The 21254-nt window shown below is 68.4% G+C and carries 24 protein-coding genes and 2 pseudogenes; 15 read left to right on the top strand and 11 right to left on the bottom strand.

The genetic code is table 11. The annotated features are described in order from the left end of the window. Positions 1 to 19 precede the first annotated feature (19 nt). Positions 20 to 370, top strand: a pseudogene (locus A5652_RS16615) (MmpS family transport accessory protein); the annotation flags it as partial. Positions 371 to 413: 43 nt separating this feature from the next. Here A5652_RS16615 and A5652_RS16610 read toward each other — a convergent pair. Then, positions 414 to 1121, bottom strand: coding sequence for a ferritin-like fold-containing protein (locus tag A5652_RS16610; RefSeq protein ID WP_067353514.1), 708 nt, complete (start codon positions 1119 to 1121; stop codon positions 414 to 416). Positions 1122 to 1401: 280 nt separating this feature from the next. On the opposite strand from A5652_RS16610, the gene A5652_RS16605 reads away from it, so the two are divergent. Together A5652_RS16605 and A5652_RS16600 are read left to right on the top strand one after the other, a co-directional pair. Continuing rightward, complete coding sequence (locus A5652_RS16605; RefSeq protein WP_067353512.1) at positions 1402 to 2943, top strand: DEAD/DEAH box helicase; 1542 nt, start codon at positions 1402 to 1404, stop codon at positions 2941 to 2943. Positions 2944 to 2959: 16 nt separating this feature from the next. Next, positions 2960 to 4183, top strand: a complete 1224-nt coding sequence (locus A5652_RS16600; protein ID WP_067353509.1) for a hypothetical protein — start codon at positions 2960 to 2962, stop codon at positions 4181 to 4183. Here the strand turns inward: A5652_RS16600 and A5652_RS16595 are convergent. Next, the gene (locus A5652_RS16595; protein ID WP_067353506.1) at positions 4180 to 4983 is read right to left on the bottom strand and encodes a ParA family protein; all 804 of its coding nucleotides are present in this window, start codon (positions 4981 to 4983) and stop codon (positions 4180 to 4182) included. The genes A5652_RS16600 and A5652_RS16595 overlap by 4 nt on opposite strands. Before the next feature lie 121 nt (positions 4984 to 5104). Here A5652_RS16595 and A5652_RS16590 point away from each other — a divergent pair, with 121 nt between their 5' ends. The 3 genes from A5652_RS16590 to A5652_RS16580 are packed head-to-tail and all read left to right on the top strand — an operon-like array spanning position 5105 to position 7268. Continuing rightward, entirely contained in the window at positions 5105 to 5695 is a 591-nt protein-coding gene (locus tag A5652_RS16590) for an acid phosphatase (RefSeq protein ID WP_067353503.1), read from the top strand. Further along, positions 5692 to 6789, top strand: coding sequence for an isochorismate synthase MenF (locus A5652_RS16585; RefSeq protein WP_067353500.1), 1098 nt, complete (start codon positions 5692 to 5694; stop codon positions 6787 to 6789). Before A5652_RS16590 ends, A5652_RS16585 begins: the two co-directional genes overlap by 4 nt. Then, positions 6786 to 7268, top strand: coding sequence for a GNAT family N-acetyltransferase (locus tag A5652_RS16580; RefSeq protein WP_067353497.1), 483 nt, complete (start codon positions 6786 to 6788; stop codon positions 7266 to 7268). The genes A5652_RS16585 and A5652_RS16580 overlap by 4 nt, the downstream gene beginning before the upstream one ends. On the opposite strand, the gene A5652_RS16575 is transcribed toward A5652_RS16580, so the two are convergent. Beyond that, positions 7220 to 7651 (bottom strand): hypothetical protein, encoded by a 432-nt coding sequence (locus A5652_RS16575; protein ID WP_067353495.1) that lies wholly within the window; start codon positions 7649 to 7651, stop codon positions 7220 to 7222. The genes A5652_RS16580 and A5652_RS16575 overlap by 49 nt on opposite strands. A gap of 86 nt (positions 7652 to 7737) precedes the next feature. Between A5652_RS16575 and A5652_RS16570 the strand changes: the two genes are divergently transcribed. Together A5652_RS16570 and whiB1 are read left to right on the top strand one after the other, a co-directional pair. Then, positions 7738 to 8703 (top strand): diacylglycerol kinase family protein, encoded by a 966-nt coding sequence (locus A5652_RS16570; protein WP_067353492.1) that lies wholly within the window; start codon positions 7738 to 7740, stop codon positions 8701 to 8703. A 281-nt stretch (positions 8704 to 8984) separates the two neighbouring features. Further along, positions 8985 to 9239: a transcriptional regulator WhiB1 gene (gene whiB1, locus A5652_RS16565; protein WP_003874607.1), complete on the top strand. Its 255-nt coding sequence runs from the start codon at positions 8985 to 8987 to the stop codon at positions 9237 to 9239. 79 nt (positions 9240 to 9318) lie between these two features. Here whiB1 and A5652_RS16560 read toward each other — a convergent pair. After that, positions 9319 to 10817, bottom strand: a pseudogene (locus tag A5652_RS16560) (sensor histidine kinase). Positions 10818 to 10866: 49 nt separating this feature from the next. Then, complete coding sequence (locus A5652_RS16555) at positions 10867 to 11082, bottom strand: biotin/lipoyl-binding carrier protein (RefSeq protein ID WP_007773063.1); 216 nt, start codon at positions 11080 to 11082, stop codon at positions 10867 to 10869. 234 nt (positions 11083 to 11316) lie between these two features. Between A5652_RS16555 and A5652_RS29210 the strand changes: the two genes are divergently transcribed. After that, on the top strand, positions 11317 to 11391 hold the full coding sequence (locus A5652_RS29210; RefSeq protein ID WP_085976515.1) for a 50S ribosomal protein bL37: 75 nt from the start codon (positions 11317 to 11319) through the stop codon (positions 11389 to 11391). A 6-nt stretch (positions 11392 to 11397) separates the two neighbouring features. Here the strand turns inward: A5652_RS29210 and rsrA are convergent, their stop codons facing one another. Further along, positions 11398 to 11712, bottom strand: coding sequence for a mycothiol system anti-sigma-R factor (rsrA, locus tag A5652_RS16550; protein WP_067353490.1), 315 nt, complete (start codon positions 11710 to 11712; stop codon positions 11398 to 11400). Beyond that, positions 11709 to 12368, bottom strand: a complete 660-nt coding sequence (locus A5652_RS16545; RefSeq protein WP_067353519.1) for a sigma-70 family RNA polymerase sigma factor — start codon at positions 12366 to 12368, stop codon at positions 11709 to 11711. Before A5652_RS16545 ends, rsrA begins: the two co-directional genes overlap by 4 nt. Positions 12369 to 12679: 311 nt before the next feature. Between A5652_RS16545 and A5652_RS16540 the strand changes: the two genes are divergently transcribed. Further along, the gene (locus A5652_RS16540; protein WP_067353488.1) at positions 12680 to 13540 is read left to right on the top strand and encodes an NAD(P)-dependent oxidoreductase; all 861 of its coding nucleotides are present in this window, start codon (positions 12680 to 12682) and stop codon (positions 13538 to 13540) included. A 9-nt stretch (positions 13541 to 13549) separates the two neighbouring features. Here the strand turns inward: A5652_RS16540 and A5652_RS16535 are convergent, their stop codons facing one another. Continuing rightward, the gene (locus A5652_RS16535; RefSeq protein WP_067353517.1) at positions 13550 to 14299 is read right to left on the bottom strand and encodes an SDR family NAD(P)-dependent oxidoreductase; all 750 of its coding nucleotides are present in this window, start codon (positions 14297 to 14299) and stop codon (positions 13550 to 13552) included. A 297-nt stretch (positions 14300 to 14596) separates the two neighbouring features. Here A5652_RS16535 and A5652_RS16530 point away from each other — a divergent pair, with 297 nt between their 5' ends. Beyond that, positions 14597 to 15367 (top strand): SDR family NAD(P)-dependent oxidoreductase, encoded by a 771-nt coding sequence (locus A5652_RS16530; RefSeq protein WP_067353485.1) that lies wholly within the window; start codon positions 14597 to 14599, stop codon positions 15365 to 15367. Positions 15368 to 15375: 8 nt separating this feature from the next. Next, on the top strand, positions 15376 to 15996 hold the full coding sequence (locus tag A5652_RS16525; protein ID WP_369805809.1) for a TetR/AcrR family transcriptional regulator: 621 nt from the start codon (positions 15376 to 15378) through the stop codon (positions 15994 to 15996). Positions 15997 to 16003: 7 nt separating this feature from the next. On the opposite strand, the gene A5652_RS28975 is transcribed toward A5652_RS16525, so the two are convergent. Both A5652_RS28975 and A5652_RS16520 read right to left on the bottom strand, forming a co-directional pair. Continuing rightward, positions 16004 to 16126 carry a hypothetical protein gene (locus tag A5652_RS28975; protein ID WP_255361846.1) on the bottom strand — a complete coding sequence of 41 codons (123 nt, stop codon included), beginning with the start codon at positions 16124 to 16126 and terminating at the stop codon, positions 16004 to 16006. A gap of 318 nt (positions 16127 to 16444) precedes the next feature. Next, positions 16445 to 17203 carry an SOS response-associated peptidase gene (locus A5652_RS16520; protein WP_067353479.1) on the bottom strand — a complete coding sequence of 253 codons (759 nt, stop codon included), beginning with the start codon at positions 17201 to 17203 and terminating at the stop codon, positions 16445 to 16447. 44 nt (positions 17204 to 17247) lie between these two features. Between A5652_RS16520 and aroA the strand changes: the two genes are divergently transcribed. Together aroA and rsgA are read left to right on the top strand one after the other, a co-directional pair. After that, positions 17248 to 18531, top strand: a complete 1284-nt coding sequence (aroA, locus tag A5652_RS16515; RefSeq protein WP_067353476.1) for a 3-phosphoshikimate 1-carboxyvinyltransferase — start codon at positions 17248 to 17250, stop codon at positions 18529 to 18531. Continuing rightward, positions 18528 to 19523, top strand: a complete 996-nt coding sequence (gene rsgA / locus A5652_RS16510) for a ribosome small subunit-dependent GTPase A (protein WP_067353472.1) — start codon at positions 18528 to 18530, stop codon at positions 19521 to 19523. Before aroA ends, rsgA begins: the two co-directional genes overlap by 4 nt. On the opposite strand, the gene A5652_RS16505 is transcribed toward rsgA, so the two are convergent. Further along, positions 19507 to 19983 carry a helix-turn-helix domain-containing protein gene (locus tag A5652_RS16505; RefSeq protein WP_067353468.1) on the bottom strand — a complete coding sequence of 159 codons (477 nt, stop codon included), beginning with the start codon at positions 19981 to 19983 and terminating at the stop codon, positions 19507 to 19509. The two genes, rsgA and A5652_RS16505, sit on opposite strands and share 17 nt — an antisense overlap. Positions 19984 to 20080: 97 nt before the next feature. Between A5652_RS16505 and A5652_RS16500 the strand changes: the two genes are divergently transcribed. Beyond that, positions 20081 to 21253 (top strand): thiolase family protein, encoded by a 1173-nt coding sequence (locus tag A5652_RS16500; RefSeq protein ID WP_067353465.1) that lies wholly within the window; start codon positions 20081 to 20083, stop codon positions 21251 to 21253. The last annotated feature ends 1 nt before the right edge of the window (position 21254 follow it).

Genomic DNA, 21254 nt, shown 5'->3' with positions numbered 1-21254 from the left:
CCTTTTTTAGTTCCTTGGTGCGGCGCCCATCGCGCCGCCGGCGGTGGCCGCGCCCACCGTCGTGGCGCCGCTGGGGGCGGCACCACCGACGGCCGCGCTGAACCCGCGCACCATCGTGTACAGCGTGAATGGAACCAAGCAGCTGCTGGACCTGGTCAACATCGTCTACACCGACGCGCGGGGCGTGCCGCAGACCGAGTTCAACGTGTCGCTGCCGTGGACCAAGGTGGTGGTGCTGAACCCCGGCGTGGAGACCGAATCCGTGGTCGCGACCAGCTTCTACGGTCGGCTCAACTGCTCGGTCTTCAACGCCGCCGGTCAGCGGATCATCGCGTCCAACACCTCGAACATGGCGACCTGCGCAGGCTGAGGCCGAGAGCCGTGATCCGCCGCGCTTGCGATCACGGCGAGGCTCAGCTCAGGCCCAGTTCGTGCATGCGACGCTCGTGCGTCTGCTGCATCCGGTCGAAGAAAGCGTTGAGCTGGCCCAGCCCGCCGGCGCCCGACATCACCAGGTCGACCAGCTCGTCGTGGTCGGCCAGGAGGTACTGAGCCTGGGTGATCGCTTCCCCGAACAGCCGGCGTGACCACAGCGCCAGCCGGCTGCGTTGCTTGCCGCTGGACGTCACGGCGGCGCGCACTTCGGCGACGACGAACTGCGAGTGCCCGGTTTCGGAGAGGGTCGCGCGAACCACGTCGGCAACCTCGTCGGGCAGACCATGGGCGATCTCCAGGTACAGATCGGCCGCGAGGGCGTCGCCCACATAGGTCTTCACCAAGGCCTCGAGCCACGTGCTGGGCATCGTCAGCCGGTGGTAGTTCTCGAGCGCCGAGACGTACTTGGACATCGCCGACACCACGTCGACGCCGCGGCTTTCCAGCGCGTCGCGCAGTTGCTCGTAGTGTTGCATCTCCGCGGCGGCCATGCTCGCCATCGATATCCGTCCGCGCAGGTCAGGGGCCATCCGCGCCTCGTCGGTAAGCCGGTAGAACGCGGCGATCTCGCCGTAGGCCAGGACTGCGAACAGCTCGTTGACACCCGGGTGATCGGCCGACAGCCGCGGGGTCGGCGAATCGTCGATTTGGTCGGCGGCAGCGGGCTGGCTGGAGGGCCGGGTCATGGCAACACTGTAGTCGGATGACGTGGCGCAAAATGGGAGCCAGCCGTCGACCAGCTATCATGTAGGTAGATGGCGGCTGTATTTATGCCGTATTTGTTTTTTCAAGCCGCTATCGGCGAAATGTGCGTGCACAGCTGGCCCGCCCTAACTGGGCCATCCCAGACTGAGCCAGGGCCGGCGACTCGGCGACGAAATCGGAGTCGGAACTCGTGCGCGCGTGACCGCGACAGAGAAACACCGACACAAACCGATACGTCACCGAGAGGCTAACTACCCACGCATGACCGCACTCACCAGTACAACTGAACTGACCTTTGCGCAACTCGGCGTCCGCGACGAAATCGTGCGCGCGCTCGCCGAAAAGGGGATCGAAACCCCTTTTGCCATCCAAGAACTGACCCTGCCGATGGCGCTCGCAGGCGACGACCTGATCGGGCAGGCCCGCACCGGTATGGGCAAGACGTTCGCCTTCGGCGTGCCGCTGCTGCAGCGCATCACGGCCGGCACCGCAGCGCGGCCGCTCAACGGCACACCTCGGGCGCTGATCGTCGTGCCCACCCGCGAGCTGTGCCTGCAGGTCACCGATGACCTGACGCTGGCGGCCAAGCACCTGACCGCCGAGGAAGGCCGGCCGCTGTCGGTGGTCCCCATCTACGGCGGGCGCCCCTACGAGCCGCAGATCGAGGCGCTGCGCGCCGGCGCCGACGTCGTGGTGGGCACGCCGGGCCGGCTGCTCGACCTGAGCCAGCAGAACCACCTGCAATTGGGCGGGCTGTCGGTGCTGGTGCTCGACGAGGCCGACGAGATGCTCGACCTGGGCTTCCTGCCGGACATCGAGCGCATTTTGCGCCAGATCCCGACCGACCGGCAATCCATGCTGTTCTCGGCGACCATGCCGGACCCCATCATCACGCTGGCCCGCACCTTCATGAACCAGCCCACCCACATCCGGGCCGAAGCGCCGCATTCGGCAGCCACCCACGACACCACCGTGCAGTACGTCTACCGGGCGCACGCCCTGGACAAGGTGGAGATGGTGAGCCGCATCCTGCAGGCCCAGGGCCGCGGCGCGACCATGATCTTCACCCGCACCAAGCGCACCGCGCAGAAGGTGGCCGACGAGCTGGCCGAACGCGGTTTCGCGGTGGGCGCGGTGCACGGCGACCTGGGTCAGGTGGCCCGCGAGAAGGCGCTGAAGGCCTTCCGGACCGGCGAGATCGACGTGTTGGTCGCCACCGATGTGGCGGCCCGGGGCATCGACATCGACGACGTCACCCACGTCCTCAACTACCAGATTCCCGAGGACGAACAGGCCTACGTGCATCGCATCGGACGCACCGGCCGGGCGGGCAAGACCGGTGTCGCGGTCACCTTGGTGGACTGGGACGAGCTCGCCCGCTGGGCGCTGATCGACAAGGCGCTGGGGCTGGACTGCCCCGAGCCCGCCGAGACCTACTCCAACTCTCCGCACCTCTACGCCGAGCTCGACATTCCCGCCGAGGCGGAAGGCACGGTGGGCGCGGCCCGCAAGCCGCAAGGCCAGCGCCGCAGCGGCGACCGGAACGGCAACAAGCCCGAACAGAACTCGGAAAAGCCCGCGCGGCGCTCCGGCGCCCGGCGCCGGCGCACCCGTGGCGGCCAGCCCGTCACCGCGCACCCGTCGAGCAACGGGGCCGGTGGCACCAACGGCGAGGCCACCGCCGAAACCCCGGCCGCCTCGCCCCCGGGCAACGCCGGCTCCACCCGCCGTCGTCGTCGGCGTCGCAAGCCCGCCGAAGGGCAAGCCGCCACAGCGGCCGCGGCCAGCACGCAGAGCAACTAAAAGTCCGCGCCGACGCATGGTCAGACCCGAGCGCCGGACCAAGGGCGACCTCATCGCCGCCGCGGCCATCGTGGTCGTCGTCGCCGCGGTCGCGGCGCTGATCTGGTGGAGCAGCGACGCACGGGCCACCATCAGCCGGCCCGCGGCCGTTCCCGCACCCAACCCGACCCCCGCCCGTCAGGTGCCCGCCGGTCTGAAGCAGCTGTGGAGCGCCGCCAGCCCGGCGACCACCGCCCCAGTGGTAGCCGGCGGGGAGGTCGTCACCGCCGCGGGCCGCCAGATCGACGGGCGCGATCCCGACACCGGCCAGTCCCGTTGGAGCTACGCCCGCGACGCCGACCTGTGCGGCGTCACCTGGCTGTACCGCTACGCCGTCGGCGTCTACCGCGACGACCGCGGCTGCGGCCAGGTGAGCACGCTGGACGGCGCCACCGGTCACCGGGGGCCCGCCCGCAGCGGTTACGCCGATCCGCGGGTGCGGCTCTCCTCCGACGGCATGACGGTGTTGTCGGTGGGCGACACCCGGCTGGAGCTGTGGCGTTCGGACATGGTCCGGATGCTGGCCTACGGCGAGACCGACGCCCGGGTGAAACCGTCGACTCGCGGGCTGCACTCCGGATGCAAGCTGATCTCGGCCGCGGCCAGCTCGCAGGCGGTGTCGGTGCTGGAGAGCTGCGCGAATCAGGCCGACCTACGGTTGGTGCTGCTGCGTCCGGGCAAGGACGACGACGAACCCCAACAACACATCGTGGCCGAACCAGGAATCGCGCCGGATTCGGGTGCCCGGGTGCTGACCGTCGCGGAGAACACCACCGCGGTCTATCTGCCCGCGCCGCAGCCCCGCGTCGACGTGATCGACCAAACCGGCGCCACCGTGTCCAGCACCCCGCTGCCCAAGCCGCCGTCGCGCTCGGCGGCGGTCTCGCACCCCGGCAGCCTGATCACCTGGTGGACCGGGGATTCGCTGATGGTCTTCGACGCGAACACATTGGCGCTGCGCTACACCATCGCCGCGGGCGACAAGACGCCGTTGGGGCCCGGGGTGATGATGGCGGGCCGGCTGCTGGTGCCTCTCACCGACGCGATCGGGGTCTATGACCCGCTCGGCGGCGCCAACGAACGCTACATCCCGGTGGACCGGTCGACGAGCGTCCCGCCGGACGGGAAACCGGTTTTCCCGGCCGTGATCGGGTCCCGGGTGCTCGAGCAGCGCGGTAACACCCTGGTCGCGCTGGGCTAGACCTCAACGGCGAACGTCGGCAACGGCTTGCCGCTCTTCCAATGCTTGAGCAACGCCGCCGCCAGATCGCCGTAGGCCAGCGCGCCCTTGTTCTTGCGCCCGGCCATCACCGACGAGCCCGAGGCGCTGGCCTCGGCAAACCGCACGGTGCGCGGAATCGGCGGGGCCAGCACCGGCAGGTTGTACCGGTCGGCGACGTCGGCCAGGACGTCGCGGGTGTGGGTCGTGCGCGAGTCGTAAAGCGTCGGCAGGGCGCCGAGCAGTCGCAGCTCGGGGTTGGTGATCTGCTGGACGTCGGCGACGGTGCGCAGGAACTGGCCGACCCCGCGGTGCGCGAGGGTCTCGCACTGCAGCGGCACGATCACCTCGTCGGCGGCCGTCAGCCCGTTGAGGGTGAGCACGCCCAGCGACGGCGGGCAGTCGATGATCACCACGTCGAATCGGTCGCCGAGTTTGGCCAACGCGCGCTTGAGCGCGTATTCGCGGCCGGCCCGCATCAGCAGCATCGCTTCGGCGCCGGCCAGGTCGATGTTGGACGGCAGCAGCGTCATGCCCTCCGCCGTCTCGACCAGCGCGGCGTTGGGCTCGACGTCGCCGAGCAGCACCTCGTGCACGGAGACCGGTAGCTTGTCCGGGTCTTGGCCCAGCGAGAAGGTCAGGCAGCCCTGCGGATCGAGGTCGACCAGCAGCACCCGTTTCTTCTCGTCGACCATCGCCGCACCCAGCGACGCGACCGTGGTCGTCTTGGCGACACCACCCTTCTGGTTGGCCACCGCCAATACCCGGGTTTCAGCAGCCATAGGCGCGGCACTCCCCTCTGCGTAATCGCCATGCGCTCAACAACGCCCATCCTGACACGTTCGCCCGCCGTGCGCTGCGGCCTGAGCAACCACCGCGAGTCGTCCGGCAGAATCAACCGACATGGGCTTGCACAACCACCGCCTGGTGCTGCTGCGCCACGGCGAGACCGAGTGGTCGAAGTCGGGCCAGCACACCGGCCGTACCGAGGTCGAGCTGACCGAGGCCGGCCGAAGACAGGCCAAGCTGGCCGGCGGCGTGCTCGGAGAACTCAAACTCGTTGATCCGCTGGTGATCAGCAGCCCGCGGCAGCGTTCCCTGACCACCGCGCAGTTGGCCGGGCTGTCCGTCGATGAGGTGTCCGAGCTGCTGGCGGAGTGGGACTACGGCTCCTACGAGGGCCTGACCACCGAGCAGATCCAGGAGACCGTGCCCGATTGGTTGGTGTGGACGCACGGCTGCCCCGACGGTGAGACCGTCGAGGAAGTCAGCGAGCGCGCCGACGCGGCCGTCGCGACGGCGCTGGAGCACATGGAGTCGCGCGACGTGGTCTTCGTCAGCCACGGCCACTTCTCCCGGGCGGTGATCACGCGCTGGGTCGAGCTGCCGCTGGTCGAGGGCAGCCGCTTCGGCATGATCACCGCGTCGATCGCGGTGTGCGGGTTCGAGCACGGGGTTCAACAACTGCGGGCGCTCGGATTGACCGGTCAGTGAGCAGCGAACCGCCGTTCGCGCTGTGCGGGCCGACCGGGACCCTGATTGCCGACGGCGTGCGGTGCCGTTACGACGACGTGGCTGCGGCGCAGGCCGCACTGCGCTCGGGGAAAGCGCGAATTGTGTTGGGGGCGTTGCCTTTCGACATCGCCAGGCCGGCAGCGTTGTTGACGCCCGAGCAAGTGTATGCCACGGACGTTCCCCCGGACTGGCCGCGCGACGGCCTGCCGCCGGTGCGGGTGGCTGAGGCCGTGCCGCCGCCGGTCGAATACCGGGACCGGATCCGTCGGGCGTGCGAGCAGCTCGCCGCGGCCGACAACCCGTTGGACAAGGTGGTGCTGGCCCGCGCCCTGCGGCTGGTTGCCGACGCCCCGCTGGACGCGCGGGTGATCCTGCGCCGGCTCATTGCCGCGGACCCGGCGGCCTACGGCTACCTGGCCGACCTGACCGCCGCCGGCGACGAGTACGCGGGCGCCGCCCTGGTGGGCGCCAGCCCCGAGCTGCTGGTGGCGCGCAGCGGCGACCGCGTCGAATGCCGGCCATTCGCCGGCTCGGCCCCGCGAGCCGCCGACCCCGAGGCCGACACCGCGAACGGCGCAGCGCTGGCCGCCTCGGCCAAGAACCGTCACGAGCACCAGCTGGTCATCGAGACCATCAGGGCCGCCCTGGAGCCGCTGTGCGACGACCTGTCCATCTCCGCCGAACCGCAGCTGAGCAGCACCGCCACCGTCTGGCACCTGTGCACGCCGATCACCGGCCGCTTGCGCGATGCATCAAACACCGCAATCGATTTGGCGTTGGCCCTGCACCCGACTCCGGCTGTCGGGGGGGTGCCGACCAAGGCCGCGATGGGCCTTATCGCCGAGCTGGAAGGCGACCGCGGGTTCTACGCCGGCGCGGTGGGCTGGTGCGACGCCCGCGGCGACGGCCGCTGGGTGGTGTCGCTGCGTTGCGCGCAGCTCTCGGCGGACCGGCGCGGCGCGCTGGCGCGGGCCGGCGGCGGTATCGTCGCCGAGTCCGACCCCGACGACGAAGTCGCCGAAACGACAACGAAATTCGGCACGATCCTCAACGCTCTGGGAGTTGAGCAATGAGCCACCACATCCGGCGCGCCGCGCCGCAAGATGCCGCCGCGATCACCGACATGATCCACGCGCTGGCCGACTTCGAGCACGCCGCCGATCAGTGCACGGTGACCGAAAAACAAATCTCCGCAGCACTTTTCGAGGACCCGCCGACCGTGTATGGCCACGTGGCCGAGGCGGACGGTGAGGTCGCGGCGATGGCGCTGTGGTTCCTGAACTACTCCACCTGGGACGGCGTGGCGGGCATCTATCTGGAAGACCTGTTCGTGCGGCCGAAGTTTCGTCGGCGCGGGCTGGCCCGCGCACTGCTGGCCGCGCTGGCCTCCGAATGCCTGCAGCGGGGCTACACGCGGTTGTCCTGGGCGGTGCTGAACTGGAACGCCGATGCCATCACGCTCTACGACGGCATCGGCGGGGAGCCGCAGAACGAATGGACGACCTATCGGCTGTCCGGGGCGTCGTTGGCCGGCTTGGCGGAATCGCCCTGATCGCCCGCGGCCCATCGCACCGCGTCGGGACTGAACAGCAATCCCAGCACGATCAGCGCCACCGCGCCCGCCGGAATCCCGAAGCCCGGCTGATGTGATCCGACCGCGAGGTACCACGCAACCGGGAGTAACAGCAGCTGGGTGATGACGGCCAGCCCGCGACCCCAGCGCTTACCGAGAATCAGGGCGCGCCCCGCGGCGATCACCCCGGCGCCGACCAAGACGAACCAGGCCGCCGTCGCCAGGCCGTTGACCACCTGTTGATCGGCTCCCGCGATGCCCCGCACCACCAACACCACCGCCACGATCAACGCCGCAATCCCCTGCAGCACAACGATTAGGCCGGCGCGGCGAACGGGGGTCGGGGCGGCTGGCGGCGTCACAGCGTCAGCGTAGTCAGGGCGGTCGCCCGCTCCCCGCCGGTTCCCCCACACCGGCGCCTTAACCGGCCCGCCTAAGCTCGTGGCTCATGCGGGCCGTGCTGATCGTCAACCCCACAGCCACTTCCACCACCCCGGCCGGTCGCGACCTGCTGGCCCACGCGCTCAAGAGCCGCCTGCAGCTCACCGTCGAACACACGAATCACCGTGGTCATGGCACCGAGCTCGCGCAGAAGGCCGTCGCCGACGGTACCGATCTGGTGGTGGTGCACGGCGGCGACGGCACGGTGAGCGGGGTGGTCAACGGCCTGCTCGGCCGGCCGGGGCCGCTTCCGAGCGGACCGATACCCGCGGTTGCCGTGGTGCCCGGCGGATCGGCGAACGTGTTGGCGCGGTCTCTGGGCATCTCCGCGGATCCGGTCGCGGCCACCAACCAGCTCATCCAGTTGCTCGACGATTACCAGCGGCGCAGAACCTGGCGGCGGATCGGGCTGATCGACTGCGGCGAGCGCTGGGCGGTGTTCAACACCGGCATGGGAGTCGATGCCGAGGTGGTGGCCGCGGTCGAGGCCGAACGGGACAAGGGCGGCAAGGTTTCGGCGTGGCGCTACATCCGCGCGGCTGTGCCCGCCGTGTGGGCCTACACCCGCCGCGAACCGATGCTGACCCTCGAACTTCCCGGCCGCGAACCCATTACCGGCGTCAGCTTCGCGTTCGTGTCGAACTCCAGCCCGTGGACTTTCGCCAACGAACGGCCGGTGTGGACCAATCCCGGCTGCAGCTTCGAGTCGGGCCTGGGTGTGTTCGCGCCCACCACCATGAAGACGATCCCCACCCTGCGGATCGTGCGCCAGATGTTTGCCAAACGTCCCCGTTTCGACTTCAAGCACCTCATCAACGAGGACGACCTGCAATGCGTGCGAGTTACCTCGACCGCAGGCGCAGTGGCCTGCCAGTTCGACGGGGATTACCTCGGCGTGCGCGAAACCATGACGTTCAAGGCGGTCCCGGACGCGCTGGCGGTGGTTGCGCCGCCCCAACAGAAGTGGCGCTGAGCTGCGTTAATGCCGCCCTCAGGCGGTCCGCGAGGAGAAAATTTCCGTGAAGCAGCCCGTGGAGTCTAGTACAACGGAGTGAGGGCTTGGCTACGACTTGATCAAAGTGAGATAGCCCACGAGCGAACTCACGCTATTGACATCTGTTGAGCCTGTGAAACGATCGAAAGGTTGCATGCAGAAACTACGTAGGAGTCCGGACTCCTTTTCTCTGCACGCGTTAAACAGCCGAAGAAAATGGCCGTGCGCCTTGCTGCGCACTCAGTGAGGAGTAAAGACGTATGGATTGGCGCCACAAGGCGGTCTGTCGTGACGAAGACCCGGAGCTGTTCTTCCCGGTAGGGAACAGCGGCCCGGCGCTCGCGCAGATCGCTGACGCGAAACTGGTCTGTAATCGGTGTCCGGTGACCACAGAGTGCCTCGGTTGGGCCCTGAACACTGGCCAGGACTCGGGCGTCTGGGGCGGTATGAGCGAAGACGAGCGGCGTGCACTGAAGCGTCGCAACGCCCGGACGAAGGCCCGCAGCGGGGTATAACCCACATAACGCAATTTGTGCGGCCTCGACGAAAGTCGGGGCCGCACCTTTGCGTGTGAGTGCGGTGCGACGCGCGCGCCTAGAGCAGCAAACGGGTTCGCCGGCCGATCGGCACCCGTAGTACCACGTCGGTGCCGCGGGCGGGCGCCTCACGCATGCCCAGCGTCCCGTCGAGCTCGGCCGACACCAGCGTCCGCACGATCTGCAGACCGAGGCTGTCGGAGGTCTCCAGGCTGAATCCTTCCGGCAGCCCGCGACCGTCGTCGTGCACCACGACGTCGAGCCAGCGGGCGGATCGCTCGGCGCGAATCGTCACCGAGCCTTCTTCGGCCGCCGGGTCAAAGGCGTGTTCGATCGCGTTCTGCACCAGCTCGGTGATCACCATGATCAGCGCGGTGGCCCGGTCGGAGTCCAGCACACCGAGGTCGCCGACCCGATTGATCCGGATCGGCCGGTCCACCGACGCCACGTCGTTCATGATCGGCAGGATCCGGTCGATCACCTCGTCGAGGTTGACCTGCTCGTCCACCGACATCGACAGCGCGTCGTGCACCAAGGCGATCGACGACACCCGCCGCACCGACTCGATCAGGGCCTCGCGCCCCTCCGCGTTGACGGTCCGGCGGGCCTGCAGGCGCAACAGCGCCGCCACGGTTTGCAGGTTGTTCTTCACCCGGTGGTGGATCTCCCGGATGGTGGCGTCCTTAGAAATCAGGGCCCGGTCGCGACGCTTGACCTCCGTGACGTCGCGGATCAGCACCGCCGCACCGGCGCTGGCGCCGTCGACCATCAACGGCAGCGTGCGCAGCAGCACGGTGGCGCCCCCGGCGTCGACCTCCATGCGCTGCTGCGCCCGCCGGCCACCAGATCCCGCACGTGCTCGGCCACCTCCTGGGCCTCGAAAGGGTCGGAGATCAGCGGGCGCGTGACCTCGATGAGGTTGCGCCCCTCCAGCTCGGTGGTCAGGCCCATCCGGTGGTAGGCCGACAGCGCGTTGGGACTGGCGTAGGCGACGACGCCGTGCACATCGAGGCGGATGAAGCCATCGCCCGCCCTAGGCGTCGACCGCGACATCACCACGTCCCCCACGTCCGGGAAGGTCCCCTCCGCGAGCATCTGGACCAGATCGGTGGCGCACTCCCGGTAGGCGATCTCCAGCTGACCGGACGTGCGGTCGGCGGCCAGCGCGGTCTGATGGTGGGTGAGCACGGCCACCACCTTGCCGCCGTAGCGCACCGGAGACGCCGCTATGTGGGTGCCTGGTAACCACGAATCTTCTTGTCCCGCAACGTCGCTGCGTCCGGCAGTGCCCGACGCGAACGTCTCGGCCACCAGAGCCAACCGGTCGGATCCGACGGCGGTTCCCACCGCGTCGGTCTGCAGCGCCGTGGGTGCCGTGTTCGGTCGGCACTGCGCCACACAGACCAGCACGCCGTCGTCGCGCCGGACCCACATCAGGTAGTCGGCGAAGGACAAGTCCGCCAGCAGCTGCCACTCCCCGACCACCGCGTGCAGGTGGTCCACCGCGTTGCCCGGCAGCATGGTGTGTTCGGCGAGCAGATCACCGAGAGTTGACATCGCTTACTCCCCGGGTCGTTCCCGGCGGCTGGTCGAGGCGGCCCGACGGCTAGCTGATCACCGCGATGAGGTCGCCCGCCTGAATCACGTCGCCCACCGACACGCTGACCTTGCTGACGGTGCCGCCGACTTCGGCCAGGACGGGGATCTCCATCTTCATCGACTCCAGCAGCACCACGATGTCGCCTTTGCCGATCTGGTCACCCTCGTTCACAACGACTTCGAGCACGCTGGCCACGATCTCGGCGCGCACATCCTCCGCCATCTTCACCCCACTCGTCTCGGCCTTCGCGCAGGCTGGCTGCTGGTCATCACGGTTCAATCAGGCCCATCAGGCTCGGATACATCGAACCACAGGGCCGGTCGGAGTTGCGGCGCACGGGGCCCGGAGTCGCCCCACGAGGGCGAAGACACTGCATAGGACGTCTCGTGAGAGAATGGCCGTCAAGCCAACGGGCGCCGGGCGCCTAGTTTGACAGCAATCACGGAGGTTTTCACCATGGCCAAACGAGGCCGTAAGAAGCGCGACCGCAAGCACAGCAAGGCCAACCACGGCAAGCGTCCCAACTCCTGACGGACGCTACTGCGTACCCCGGATGATCGTGGTGCGCCGGATCTCGAGCCGTAGCCGCTCGCGCAACCCCTCGGGGGCCTTCTCGCCCTTGCATTTGGTGGCGATCAATGCCTTGATCCGCTCTTCGAGCCCGTAGTGCTTGAAGCAGCCGGGGCACGCCTCGAGGTGCTGGCGCAGCTGCTCGCGGGTGTCCGGACCGCATTCACCGTCGAGCAGTAGCCAGACTTGGCGGATGACCTCCGCGCAGCCGACGCTGCCGTGTGATTCGTCGTTGGGGCAGGCTTCGGGCGAGGCACCGCCCTGGCCGGAGAACTCGCTCATGACGACACCTCCTCGTGCGTCTGCTGACCGCGGTTGAAACCGCGCTCCTTGGCAACGTCGGCCAACAGGCCACGTAGCTGTCGGCGGCCGCGGTGCAGCCGTGACATTACCGTTCCAATCGGCGTATCCATGATCTCGGCGATTTCCTTGTACGGAAAGCCTTCGACGTCGGCGTAATAGACCGCCATCCGGAATTCCTCCGGCAAAGCCGCCAGCGCGTCCTTGATCTCCGAGTCAGGCAGCGCCTCGAGGGCCTCCACCTCTGCCGAACGCAGCCCGGTCGACGAATGCTCGGCGTTGGAGGCCAGCTGCCAGTCGGTGATCTCCTCGGTCGGATACTCGGCGGGTTGGCGCTGCTTCTTGCGATAGCTGTTGATGTAGGTGTTGGTCAGGATCCGGTACAGCCACGCCTTGAGATTGGTGCCGGCCCGAAACGAGCGGAACCCCGCGTAGGCCTTGACCATGGTCTCTTGCAGCAGATCTTCGGCGTCGGCGGGATTGCGCGTCATGCGCAGCGCGCCGCCGTAGAGCTGGTCCAGCAGGGGAATCGCGTCGCGCTCGAACCGCGCCGTTAGTTCTGCGTCCGTCTCGTGCGCTGCGGGCTCGGAAACCTCGGGCCCGATCGCACCATCGCGGCCATCTTCGGAGTCGGCCATGTCGATCAACCCGGTCCCTTCTGCGGCGGTGTTGCCGGAGAGCACCAAAAGCGCCACCGGACTCGCAAGGAAGCCAGCCAACCGCTCCTCGCCTAACAGGCTCGTCGCCGTTGACACCACGCTGCTCCTCCAATCTAAAGGCTGACCCCGACGCCGTCCGTCCGGGTCCGCTCCACCGCATGTGAGACCGACTGGATCAACGCCGCGCGCGACCTCGCTATTTCCGCAACGCGCTGTGGCCGGGTGCCTGCCCTGGCCGCCGGGTTCGGACCCCGATCCGGGCGATTCGGGCGTGGCGTTAGTGTGACGCCATGTCCCACGCCAAGTCTCTGCGAGGCAAGACCATGTTCATCTCCGGCGCCAGCCGCGGCATCGGCCTGGCGATCGCCAAGCGCGCCGCACAAGACGGCGCCAACATCGCGCTGATCGCCAAGACCGCCGAACCGCACCCGAAGTTGCCCGGGACGGTGTTCACAGCGGCCAAGGAGCTCGAGGAAGCCGGTGGGCAGGCCCTCCCGATCGTCGGGGACGTCCGCGACCCGGAATCGGTAGAGGCGGCCGTGGCCAAGACCGTCGAGCAGTTCGGCGGCATCGACATCTGCGTCAACAACGCGTCGGCGATCAACCTGGGTTCCATCTCCGAGGTGCCGATGAAGCGGTTCGACCTGATGAACGGCATCCAGGTGCGCGGCACGTACGCGGTGTCCCAAGCGTGCCTGCCCCACATGAAGGGCCGGGAGAACCCGCACATCCTGACGCTGTCCCCGCCGGTGCTGCTGGGTCAGGAGTGGCTGAAGCCGACGGCGTACATGATGGCCAAGTTCGGTATGACGTTGTGCGCGTTGGGCATCGCGCAGGAAATGCGCGAGGAGGGCATCGCGTCCAACACGTTGTGGCCGCGCACGCTGGTGGCCACGGCCGCAGTGCAGAACCTGCTCGGCGGCGACGAGGCGATGGGACGCGCCCGCAAGCCCGAGATCTACTCCGACGCGGCGTACGTCATCCTCAACAAGCCGTCCAAGGAGTTCACCGGCAACATGCTGCTGTGCGAGGACGTGCTGGTGGAATCCGGTGTCACCGACCTGTCGACCTACGACTGCATTCCCGGCTCGAAGCTGGGTGTCGACTTCTGGGTGGACGGCGTGAATCCGCCGGGGTATTCGGGTCCCTAACCCCTTGGATCAGACCGTCAGGTATCCGCCGTCGACGGCGATGGTGCTGCCGGTGATGTACGAGGCGGCGTCGGTACACAAGAACAGCACCGCGCCGGCGCAGTCCTGGGGTGTGCCGGGTCTGCCCAATGGGGTGTGGAAGCCGATCTCCGCATCCATCACTTCGGGAATTCCCATGGCCGGATGGGTCATTCGGGTTTCGATGAGCCCCGGCGCGATGGCATTGACCCGGATCCCGTCGTTGGCCCACCGGCGGGACAGGTTCATGGTCAGCGCGACCAGACCCATCTTCGACGAGGCGTAACCCGGGACGAAGACCGCGGAGCGAAACGCGGACATGGAGACCACGCTGACGACACTCGCGCCGCCCGGCGCCCGGCTCGACTTCAGCCGCTCATGACAGTGCATGGTCAGGCGCATCGGGCCGAGCATGTTCTGCGTCACCGACGCGACGTAGCCGTCCGGGTCGTATTCGTCGCCGGCGGGATAGGGGCCACCCGCGTTGTTGACCAGGATGTCCAGATCGCCCAACGAATCGGCCAGGGCGTCAACGGACTCGGCATCCTGGATCTGGCACTGGTGGTAGGTGAACGCGTCCAGCTCCGTTTCGGGATAGTCCGCGGCCGAGCCGCGGGTGCCGGTCACCGTGACGGCGGCCCCGGCGGCGGCGAAGGCGGCGGCGATGGCGTTGCCGATGCCGCTGGTGCCGCCGGTCACTAGCACGTGGGCGCCGGTGAAGTCGAAGTTGACGGTGTTCATTCGGTCGTCCTCAATTCGTTGATCGACTTGGTGAGCCAGGCCTTCCCCAAATGGCCCGCACATTCCAGGAGGTGTCTTGCCGTAGCCCTCGCCAATGTCGAGGTGTTCGGGCGCCTCGACTTCGCGCCTGGTGGTGTGGATGTCGGCGCCGGAATTCATCAGTTCGGCGGTCGGATCGTGCACGGCCTGCATTCCGTCGCCCATGGCGGTGACTTCTTCATGAATCCCTGCCATGACTGGCGATCCTCTACAGTTCTAGAGGTAAAGTCAATGTCTTCGATGCGGGAAGGGGCGCTCATGGGACTGCGCGGTCTGGCCGACAAGGTGGTGATCGTCGCCGGCGGCGCAACCGGCCTCGGCGCCGCGACGGCCGTCCGACTTGGCGAGGAGGGCTGCCGGGTGGTCATCGGTGACGTCGCCGTCGACACCGCGCGGCAGACCGCCGCGCGGATCGTGGCGGCCGGGGGCGCGGCCGCCCACGTGGGCTTCGACCTGGCCGATCCCGCATCGGTTGCCGGCCTGATCGACTGTGCCGCAACCACTTACGGTGGAGTGGACCTGCTGTTCAACGTGGGCGCAGACATGAGCACCATCCGCTCCGACACCGACGTGGTCGACATCGACTTCGACGTCTGGGACCGGGTGATGACGGTGAACCTGCGCGGCTATGTGGCCGCGATGAAGTACGCCATCCCGCACATGTTGCGCCGCGGCGGAGGGGCGATCGTCAACATGTCCTCGGCGGCGGCGTTCCAGGGTGAGCCCGCGCGTCCGGCCTATGCCACCGCTAAGGCCGGCATCGGAGCGCTCACCCGGCACGTCGCCTCGCGGTGGGGAAAGGACAACATCCGCTGCAACGCGGTCGCGCCCGGGTTCACCGCCACGGAGACGATCCGGTCGGTGCCGCAATGGCCGGACCTTCAGGCCGCGGCGCTCAAGCGCATCCGCGGACCCCGCGTCGGCGATCCCCGCGACGTCGCGGCGCTGGTCGCTTTTCTGCTCTCCGCCGAGGGCGAATGGATCAACGGTCAGGTCGTCAACGTCGACGGCGGCACGGTGCTGCGCTGAGGACAGTGATGGCCACCGGCAGAACCCGGAAACGCAACGGCGATGGACGCCGCCGCGACCTGTGCGATGCCGCGATCCGGGTGCTGGCCGAGCACGGCTCGCGCGGACTGACGCACGGGCAGGTCGACCGCGTCGCCGGCGTCCCGGAGGGCACCACCTCGTACTACTACCGCACCCGCGCCGCCCTGCTGCGCGGCGTCGGCAGGCGCGTCGCGGAGATCGATGTGGCCAACCTGCAGTCGCTAATCGACGAGCCGGTCGATCCGCGCTCCCCCTTCGCACACCTGGCCCAGCTCACCATGATCCAGGCCGACGGACCCGGTCTGATGCTCAACAGGGCGCGCCACGAGCTGCTGCTGGGTGCCGCCCGCGACCCCGGCCTGGCCGAAACGTCGCAGGTGTTTGTCGCACGGATCAACGGCATGGCCCGCGACGCCATCGCCCACCTGCAGCCGGACACCCGCGACCCCGCACTGCTGGCCGCGCAGACCACCGCCGTCACCACGTTCATCGCCGGTGTCTTCACCCGGCTCGCCGCCGGCGACCGCGACGTCGGGGATGCCGAGCAACTCGGCCGCCTGCTGGAAGCCGTCGCTAGCGCGGTGGCACTCGCGGCCCAGCGGAGTTAACAGGAAATTAGAAGTTGTTGCCGGCAACCGATTCGGCGTCGGCCACGGTCACGCCGTGTGCCACGCTCAACGCCAGGGGCGGTTTCGTGGTCAGTCCGTCAGCCCGCCGCAGCGAAGGTGCCGAGCGCACCGTTGGACACGCTACGTTCGGCGTCGGTGCGCTCTTCCCGAGGCCGCCTAACGGTCGTGAGAGCGATGACTGACGTTTCAACAACGGGAGCGCAGAAGTAGCACAGACCGGGTACGAGTTCGGGAAAACTGCACTCGGGGCAAAGATCCGGGCAAGGCAATGCACTCGTCATGAGATCGATGGTCAGCCCGACGGGTTCTCCCGCGCCACGTCAGCGAGAAAAAGGTATGCATGCGCCACAAAACCGTTGCTCAATCGAGTCGATGACGGCCGGCGAATAACGCACTGATCACGATCGTTCGTCGGGCCGAAGCAGCGCTAAAGGATTTTCATCTGCTCGGGCTGCGGCTCGGCCGGCTCGAGCAACTGCGGACCGTTGTTGCGGACGTTGTTGACCAACGTCGACACCTCGCGCATCCGGATGGCGCGCACATCGGGTGTGCGAGCCAGTAGGTCCTCATCGATCGCGGCGTCTGGGTCCAGCCACCGGTCCCAGTCGCGCTCGGGAACCACCAGTGGCATCCGATCGTGGATCTGCGCCAGTTCTCCCGGCGCATCGGTGGTGATGATGGTGCAGCTCAGCAACGGCGAAGCGTCCTTGGCCGGTTTCCACACCGACCACAGGCCCGCCATGAACAGCGGCTCCCCGTCTTCGGAGTACATGAAGAACGGCGTCTTGCGGGTCTTCTTGCCGGCGGCATCGTTCGAGTTGACCCGCCATTCGTAGTAGCCATCCATCGGGATCAGGCAGCGCTTGGACTTGGCGCTGGTCCGGAAGGCGGGCGACGTGGTCACCTTGTCCGCGCGGGCGTTGATCAGCATGGGGCCCTTGGTATCGGGCGTGCCGTCGGCACCGGCCTTGGCCCACGGCGGCACCAACCCCCAGCGCATCAGCCTCACCCGCCGCGTCGGCTGGTCGTCGGGCTCGGAATGCCGGCTGACGACGGTTGCGATCGTCGAGGTCGGGGCCACGTTGTAGTTGGGCGCGGATGCCTCGGCACCGGTGGCCTCGTCAATCGCCTTGATCTTCTCCGCCAGCAGGGCCGGATCGGTTGTTACCGCGAACCGTCCACACATACGTTCCATGGTGGCAGAAACCGGCGACAGGCAATGATGGACCGATGAGTACGTGGACGGCTCCCCTGGCATCGCAGCCCGTGCAGGCGACCGTGACCGTTCCGGGTTCGAAGTCGCAGACGAACCGGGCCTTGGTGCTCGCGGGCCTGGCGGCCACCCTGGGCTCGGGGTCCCCGACCATCAGCGGGGCGCTGCGCAGCCGGGACACCGACCTGATGATCGGGGCGCTGCGCACTCTGGGCTTACGTGTCGACGGAGACGAGACGGAACTGACGGTCAGCGGTCGCGTCGCGCCGCGGACACCGGCGCAAGTCGATTGCGGCCTGGCCGGCACGGTGCTGCGGTTCGTGCCGCCGCTGGCGGCGCTGGCCGAGTCGGCGGTGGAGTTCGACGGCGATGAGCAGGCCAGGGCGCGGCCCATCGCGCCGCTGCTGGACGCGCTGCGCGGGCTCGGGGTCCGGATCGACGGCTCCGGCCTGCCGTTCCGGGTGCTGGGCGCCGGTTCGATCACCGGCGGCACCGTGGAAATCGACGCCTCGGCCTCCTCGCAGTTCGTCTCGGGGTTGCTGTTGTGTGCACCCTCGTTCACCGAGGGCCTGACCGTGCGACACACCGGTGCGGCACTGCCGTCGGCCCCGCATATCGCCATGACCGTGGTGATGTTGCGGCAGGCCGGCGTCGACGTCGACGACTCCGTTCCCAACAGCTGGACGGTTCGCCCGGGGCCGGTGGCGGCGCGGCACTGGCAGATCGAGCCGGATCTGACGAACGCCGTTCCGTTCCTTGCGGCGGCAGTGGTCAGCGGCGGGGCCGTGCGCATCACCGGCTGGCCGGCCGACAGCGTGCAGCCCGCCGATGACATCCTGTCCGTATTGGGCAAGCTGAATACCGTTGTCACGCAGACCGATTCGTATCTGGAGGTGCGCGGCTCCGGGGAGTACGGCGGTTTCGACGTCGACCTGCGCGCGGTCGGCGAGCTGACACCGTCGGTGGCCGCGCTGGCGGCGCTGGCGACGCCCGGTTCGGTGTCCCGGCTCACCGGCATCGCTCACCTGCGGGGGCACGAGACCGATCGGCTTGCCGCGCTGAGCGCCGAGATCAACCGACTGGCCGGCGATTGCGAGCAAACGTCCGACGGCCTGGTGATCACAGCGACGCCGCTGCGTGCCGCGATGTGGCACGCGTATGCCGACCATCGGATGGCAATGGCGGGCGCGATCGTAGGGCTGCGGGTAGACGGGGTCGAGGTGAGCGACATCGGCGCCACCAGCAAGACGTTGCCGGACTTTCCGCAGCTGTGGGCTCGGATGCTGGAGCACGGCATGTGAGGCCCGGCGACTACGACGAGTCGGACGTCAAGATCCGCTCCGGCCGGGGTTCGCGACCGCGGACCAAGACTCGCCCCGAGCACGCCGATGCCGAGGCCGCGATGGTGGTCAGCGTCGATCGCGGCCGGTGGGGGTGTGTACTGGGCGGAGACGTCGATCGCCGCGTCACCGCCATGCGCGCCCGCGAACTGGGCCGCACCCCGATCGTGGTGGGCGACGACGTCGACGTGGTCGGCGATCTGTCCGGCCGACCGGACACGTTGGCCCGCATCGTGCGCCGCGGGGAGCGGCGAACGGTGTTGCGGCGCACCGCCGATGACACCGATCCGACCGAACGGGTGGTGGTGGCCAACGCGGATCAGCTGCTGATCGTGGTGGCGCTGGCCGACCCGCCACCCCGTACCGGCCTGGTGGACCGGACGCTGATCGCCGCTTACGCCGGCGGCCTGACACCGATCCTGTGCCTGACCAAGACCGACCTCGCCCCGCCCGAGCCATTCGCGGAGCAGTTCGTCGACCTGGACCTGACGGTGGTCGCCGCCGGCCGCGACGATCCCCTGCTCGCCGTGGCGGACCTGCTCGCGGGCAAGATCACCGTGCTGCTCGGGCATTCCGGCGTCGGCAAGTCCACGTTGGTGAACCGCCTGGTGCCCGACGCGGACCGTGCCGTCGGCGACGTGACCGACATCGGCAGGGGACGGCACACGTCGACGCAGTCGGTGGCGCTGCCGTTGACCGAACCGCTGGGCACCACGGGCTGGGTGATCGACACGCCGGGCATCCGATCCTTCGGGCTCGCACACATCCGGCCCGACGACGTCATGATGGCGTTTTCCGATTTGGCCGAGGCCCTTGCGGATTGCCCGCGCGGCTGCGGGCACATGGGGCCGCCGGCCGACCCGGAGTGCGCCCTGGACACACTGACCGGACCCGCCGTGCGCCGCGTCGCCGCGGCGCGCCGTCTGCTGGCCGCGCTCAACCAGACTTCCTAGCCAGCCGCATGCCAAGCTCGTCTGGCGGCACCAGATGCCCTTCTGCGCAACGTATTTCGACGCTCGTCTCGGCTCCGCAGCCCAAGTGGACCAGCCGCAGCCGGTTGCGGCCGGGCAGATGACGCCTCCCCCACTCGAACATCGCCCACACCACCGGCATGAATTCGATGCCGGCGTCGGTGAGCACGTACTCGTCGCGGCTGCGCTGTCCGGGCTCCTGATAGGGCTGGCGCCGTAGCAACCCCAGCTCGACCAGTTCGCTCAGCCGCGCCGAGGTGGCGGCCTTGGTGATGCCCACCCGGCGGGCGAAGTCGTCGAATCGGGTGGTGCCGTAGTAGGCCTCGCGCATGATCAGCATCGCGGATTTGGTTCCGACGACCGCCATCGTCTTCTCGATCGCACACTCGCCCACCGCCGACCAGGCGTCACGGTCGGCGAGCGGTCCTTGCAGCAGTGTCATCTAAATCACCTCCACAGCTGGGTTGCTTTAAGCATACCGAGGTGTTTATCTGGGTACAGCGACCTATACCTAGATCCACAAGACTCGAGGAGGAGTCATGAACCGCGACGCCGTCATCGTCGGAGCCGTCCGCACCCCCATCGGCAAGGGCAAGGCCAGCGGCGCGCTGCACGACGTGCTGCCCGCAGATCTGCTGGCACACAGCCTTCGCGAGCTGGTGGCGCGTACCGGCGTGGATCCGGCGCAAGTCGACGATGTCATCGCCGGCGCCGTCACCCAGGTCGGCGACCAGGCTGCCAACATCGCCCGTAATGCCCTGCTGGGCGCGGGGTTCCCGGAGTCCGTCCCGGGCGTCTCGATCGACCGGCAGTGCGGCAGCAGCCAGCAGGCCATCAGCTTCGCGGCCCAGGGTGTGATCGCCGGCGCCTACGACGTTGTCATCGCCGCCGGGGTGGAGTCGATGAGCCGTGTCCCGATGGGCACCCAGGTATTGCCGGGCAGCAACCCGATGGGTGAGGACATGACCCGGCGGTATCCCGACGGCCTGGTCCCGCAGGGAATCAGCGCCGAACTGATCGCCGCGAAGTGGGGCTTCTCGCGCGCCCAGCTCGACGAGTTCTCCGCCGGCAGCCACGAGAAGGCCGCCCGCGCCACCAAGGAAGGCCTATTCGACAACGAGCTCATTCCGATCGCCGGGCTGGCCACCGATGAGATCATCCGCCCCGGCACCACGGTCGACACGCTGGCCGGGTTGCAGCCGGCGTTCTACAGCGACGCGGCCAAAGCCCGTTTCCCGCAGATCAACTGGGAGATCACGCCCGGCAATTCGTCGCCGCTGTCCGACGGCAGCGCAGCGGTACTGATCACCAGCAGTGAGGTCGCCAAGAAACTGGGCCTGCGCCCGCTGGCCCGGATCCACACCGCCACGGTGGTGGGCTCCGACCCGCTGTACATGCTGACCGGCGTCATTCCGGCCACCGAGAAGGTGTTGTCGAAGGCGGGCCTGACGCTCGCCGACATCGACCTGTTCGAGGTGAACGAGGCGTTCGCGCCCGTCGTGCTCGCCTGGGCACACGACACCGGTGCCGACCTGGCCAAGACCAACGTCAACGGCGGCGCGATCGCGATCGGTCACCCGTTGGGCGCCAGCGGCGCTCGCATCATGACGACAATGGTCAACGCGCTCGACCAGCGCGGCGGCCGGTACGCCTTGCAGACGATGTGCGAGGGCGGCGGCATGGCCAACGCGACGATCATCGAGCGGTTGTGAG

It is taken from the genome of Mycobacterium sp. 1165178.9, from assembly GCF_001673555.1.
Taxonomy (GTDB): Bacteria; Actinomycetota; Actinomycetes; order Mycobacteriales; family Mycobacteriaceae; genus Mycobacterium.
Note: the sequence above shows the minus strand (reverse complement) of the source record. Positions and strands in the feature narration are given on the sequence as shown.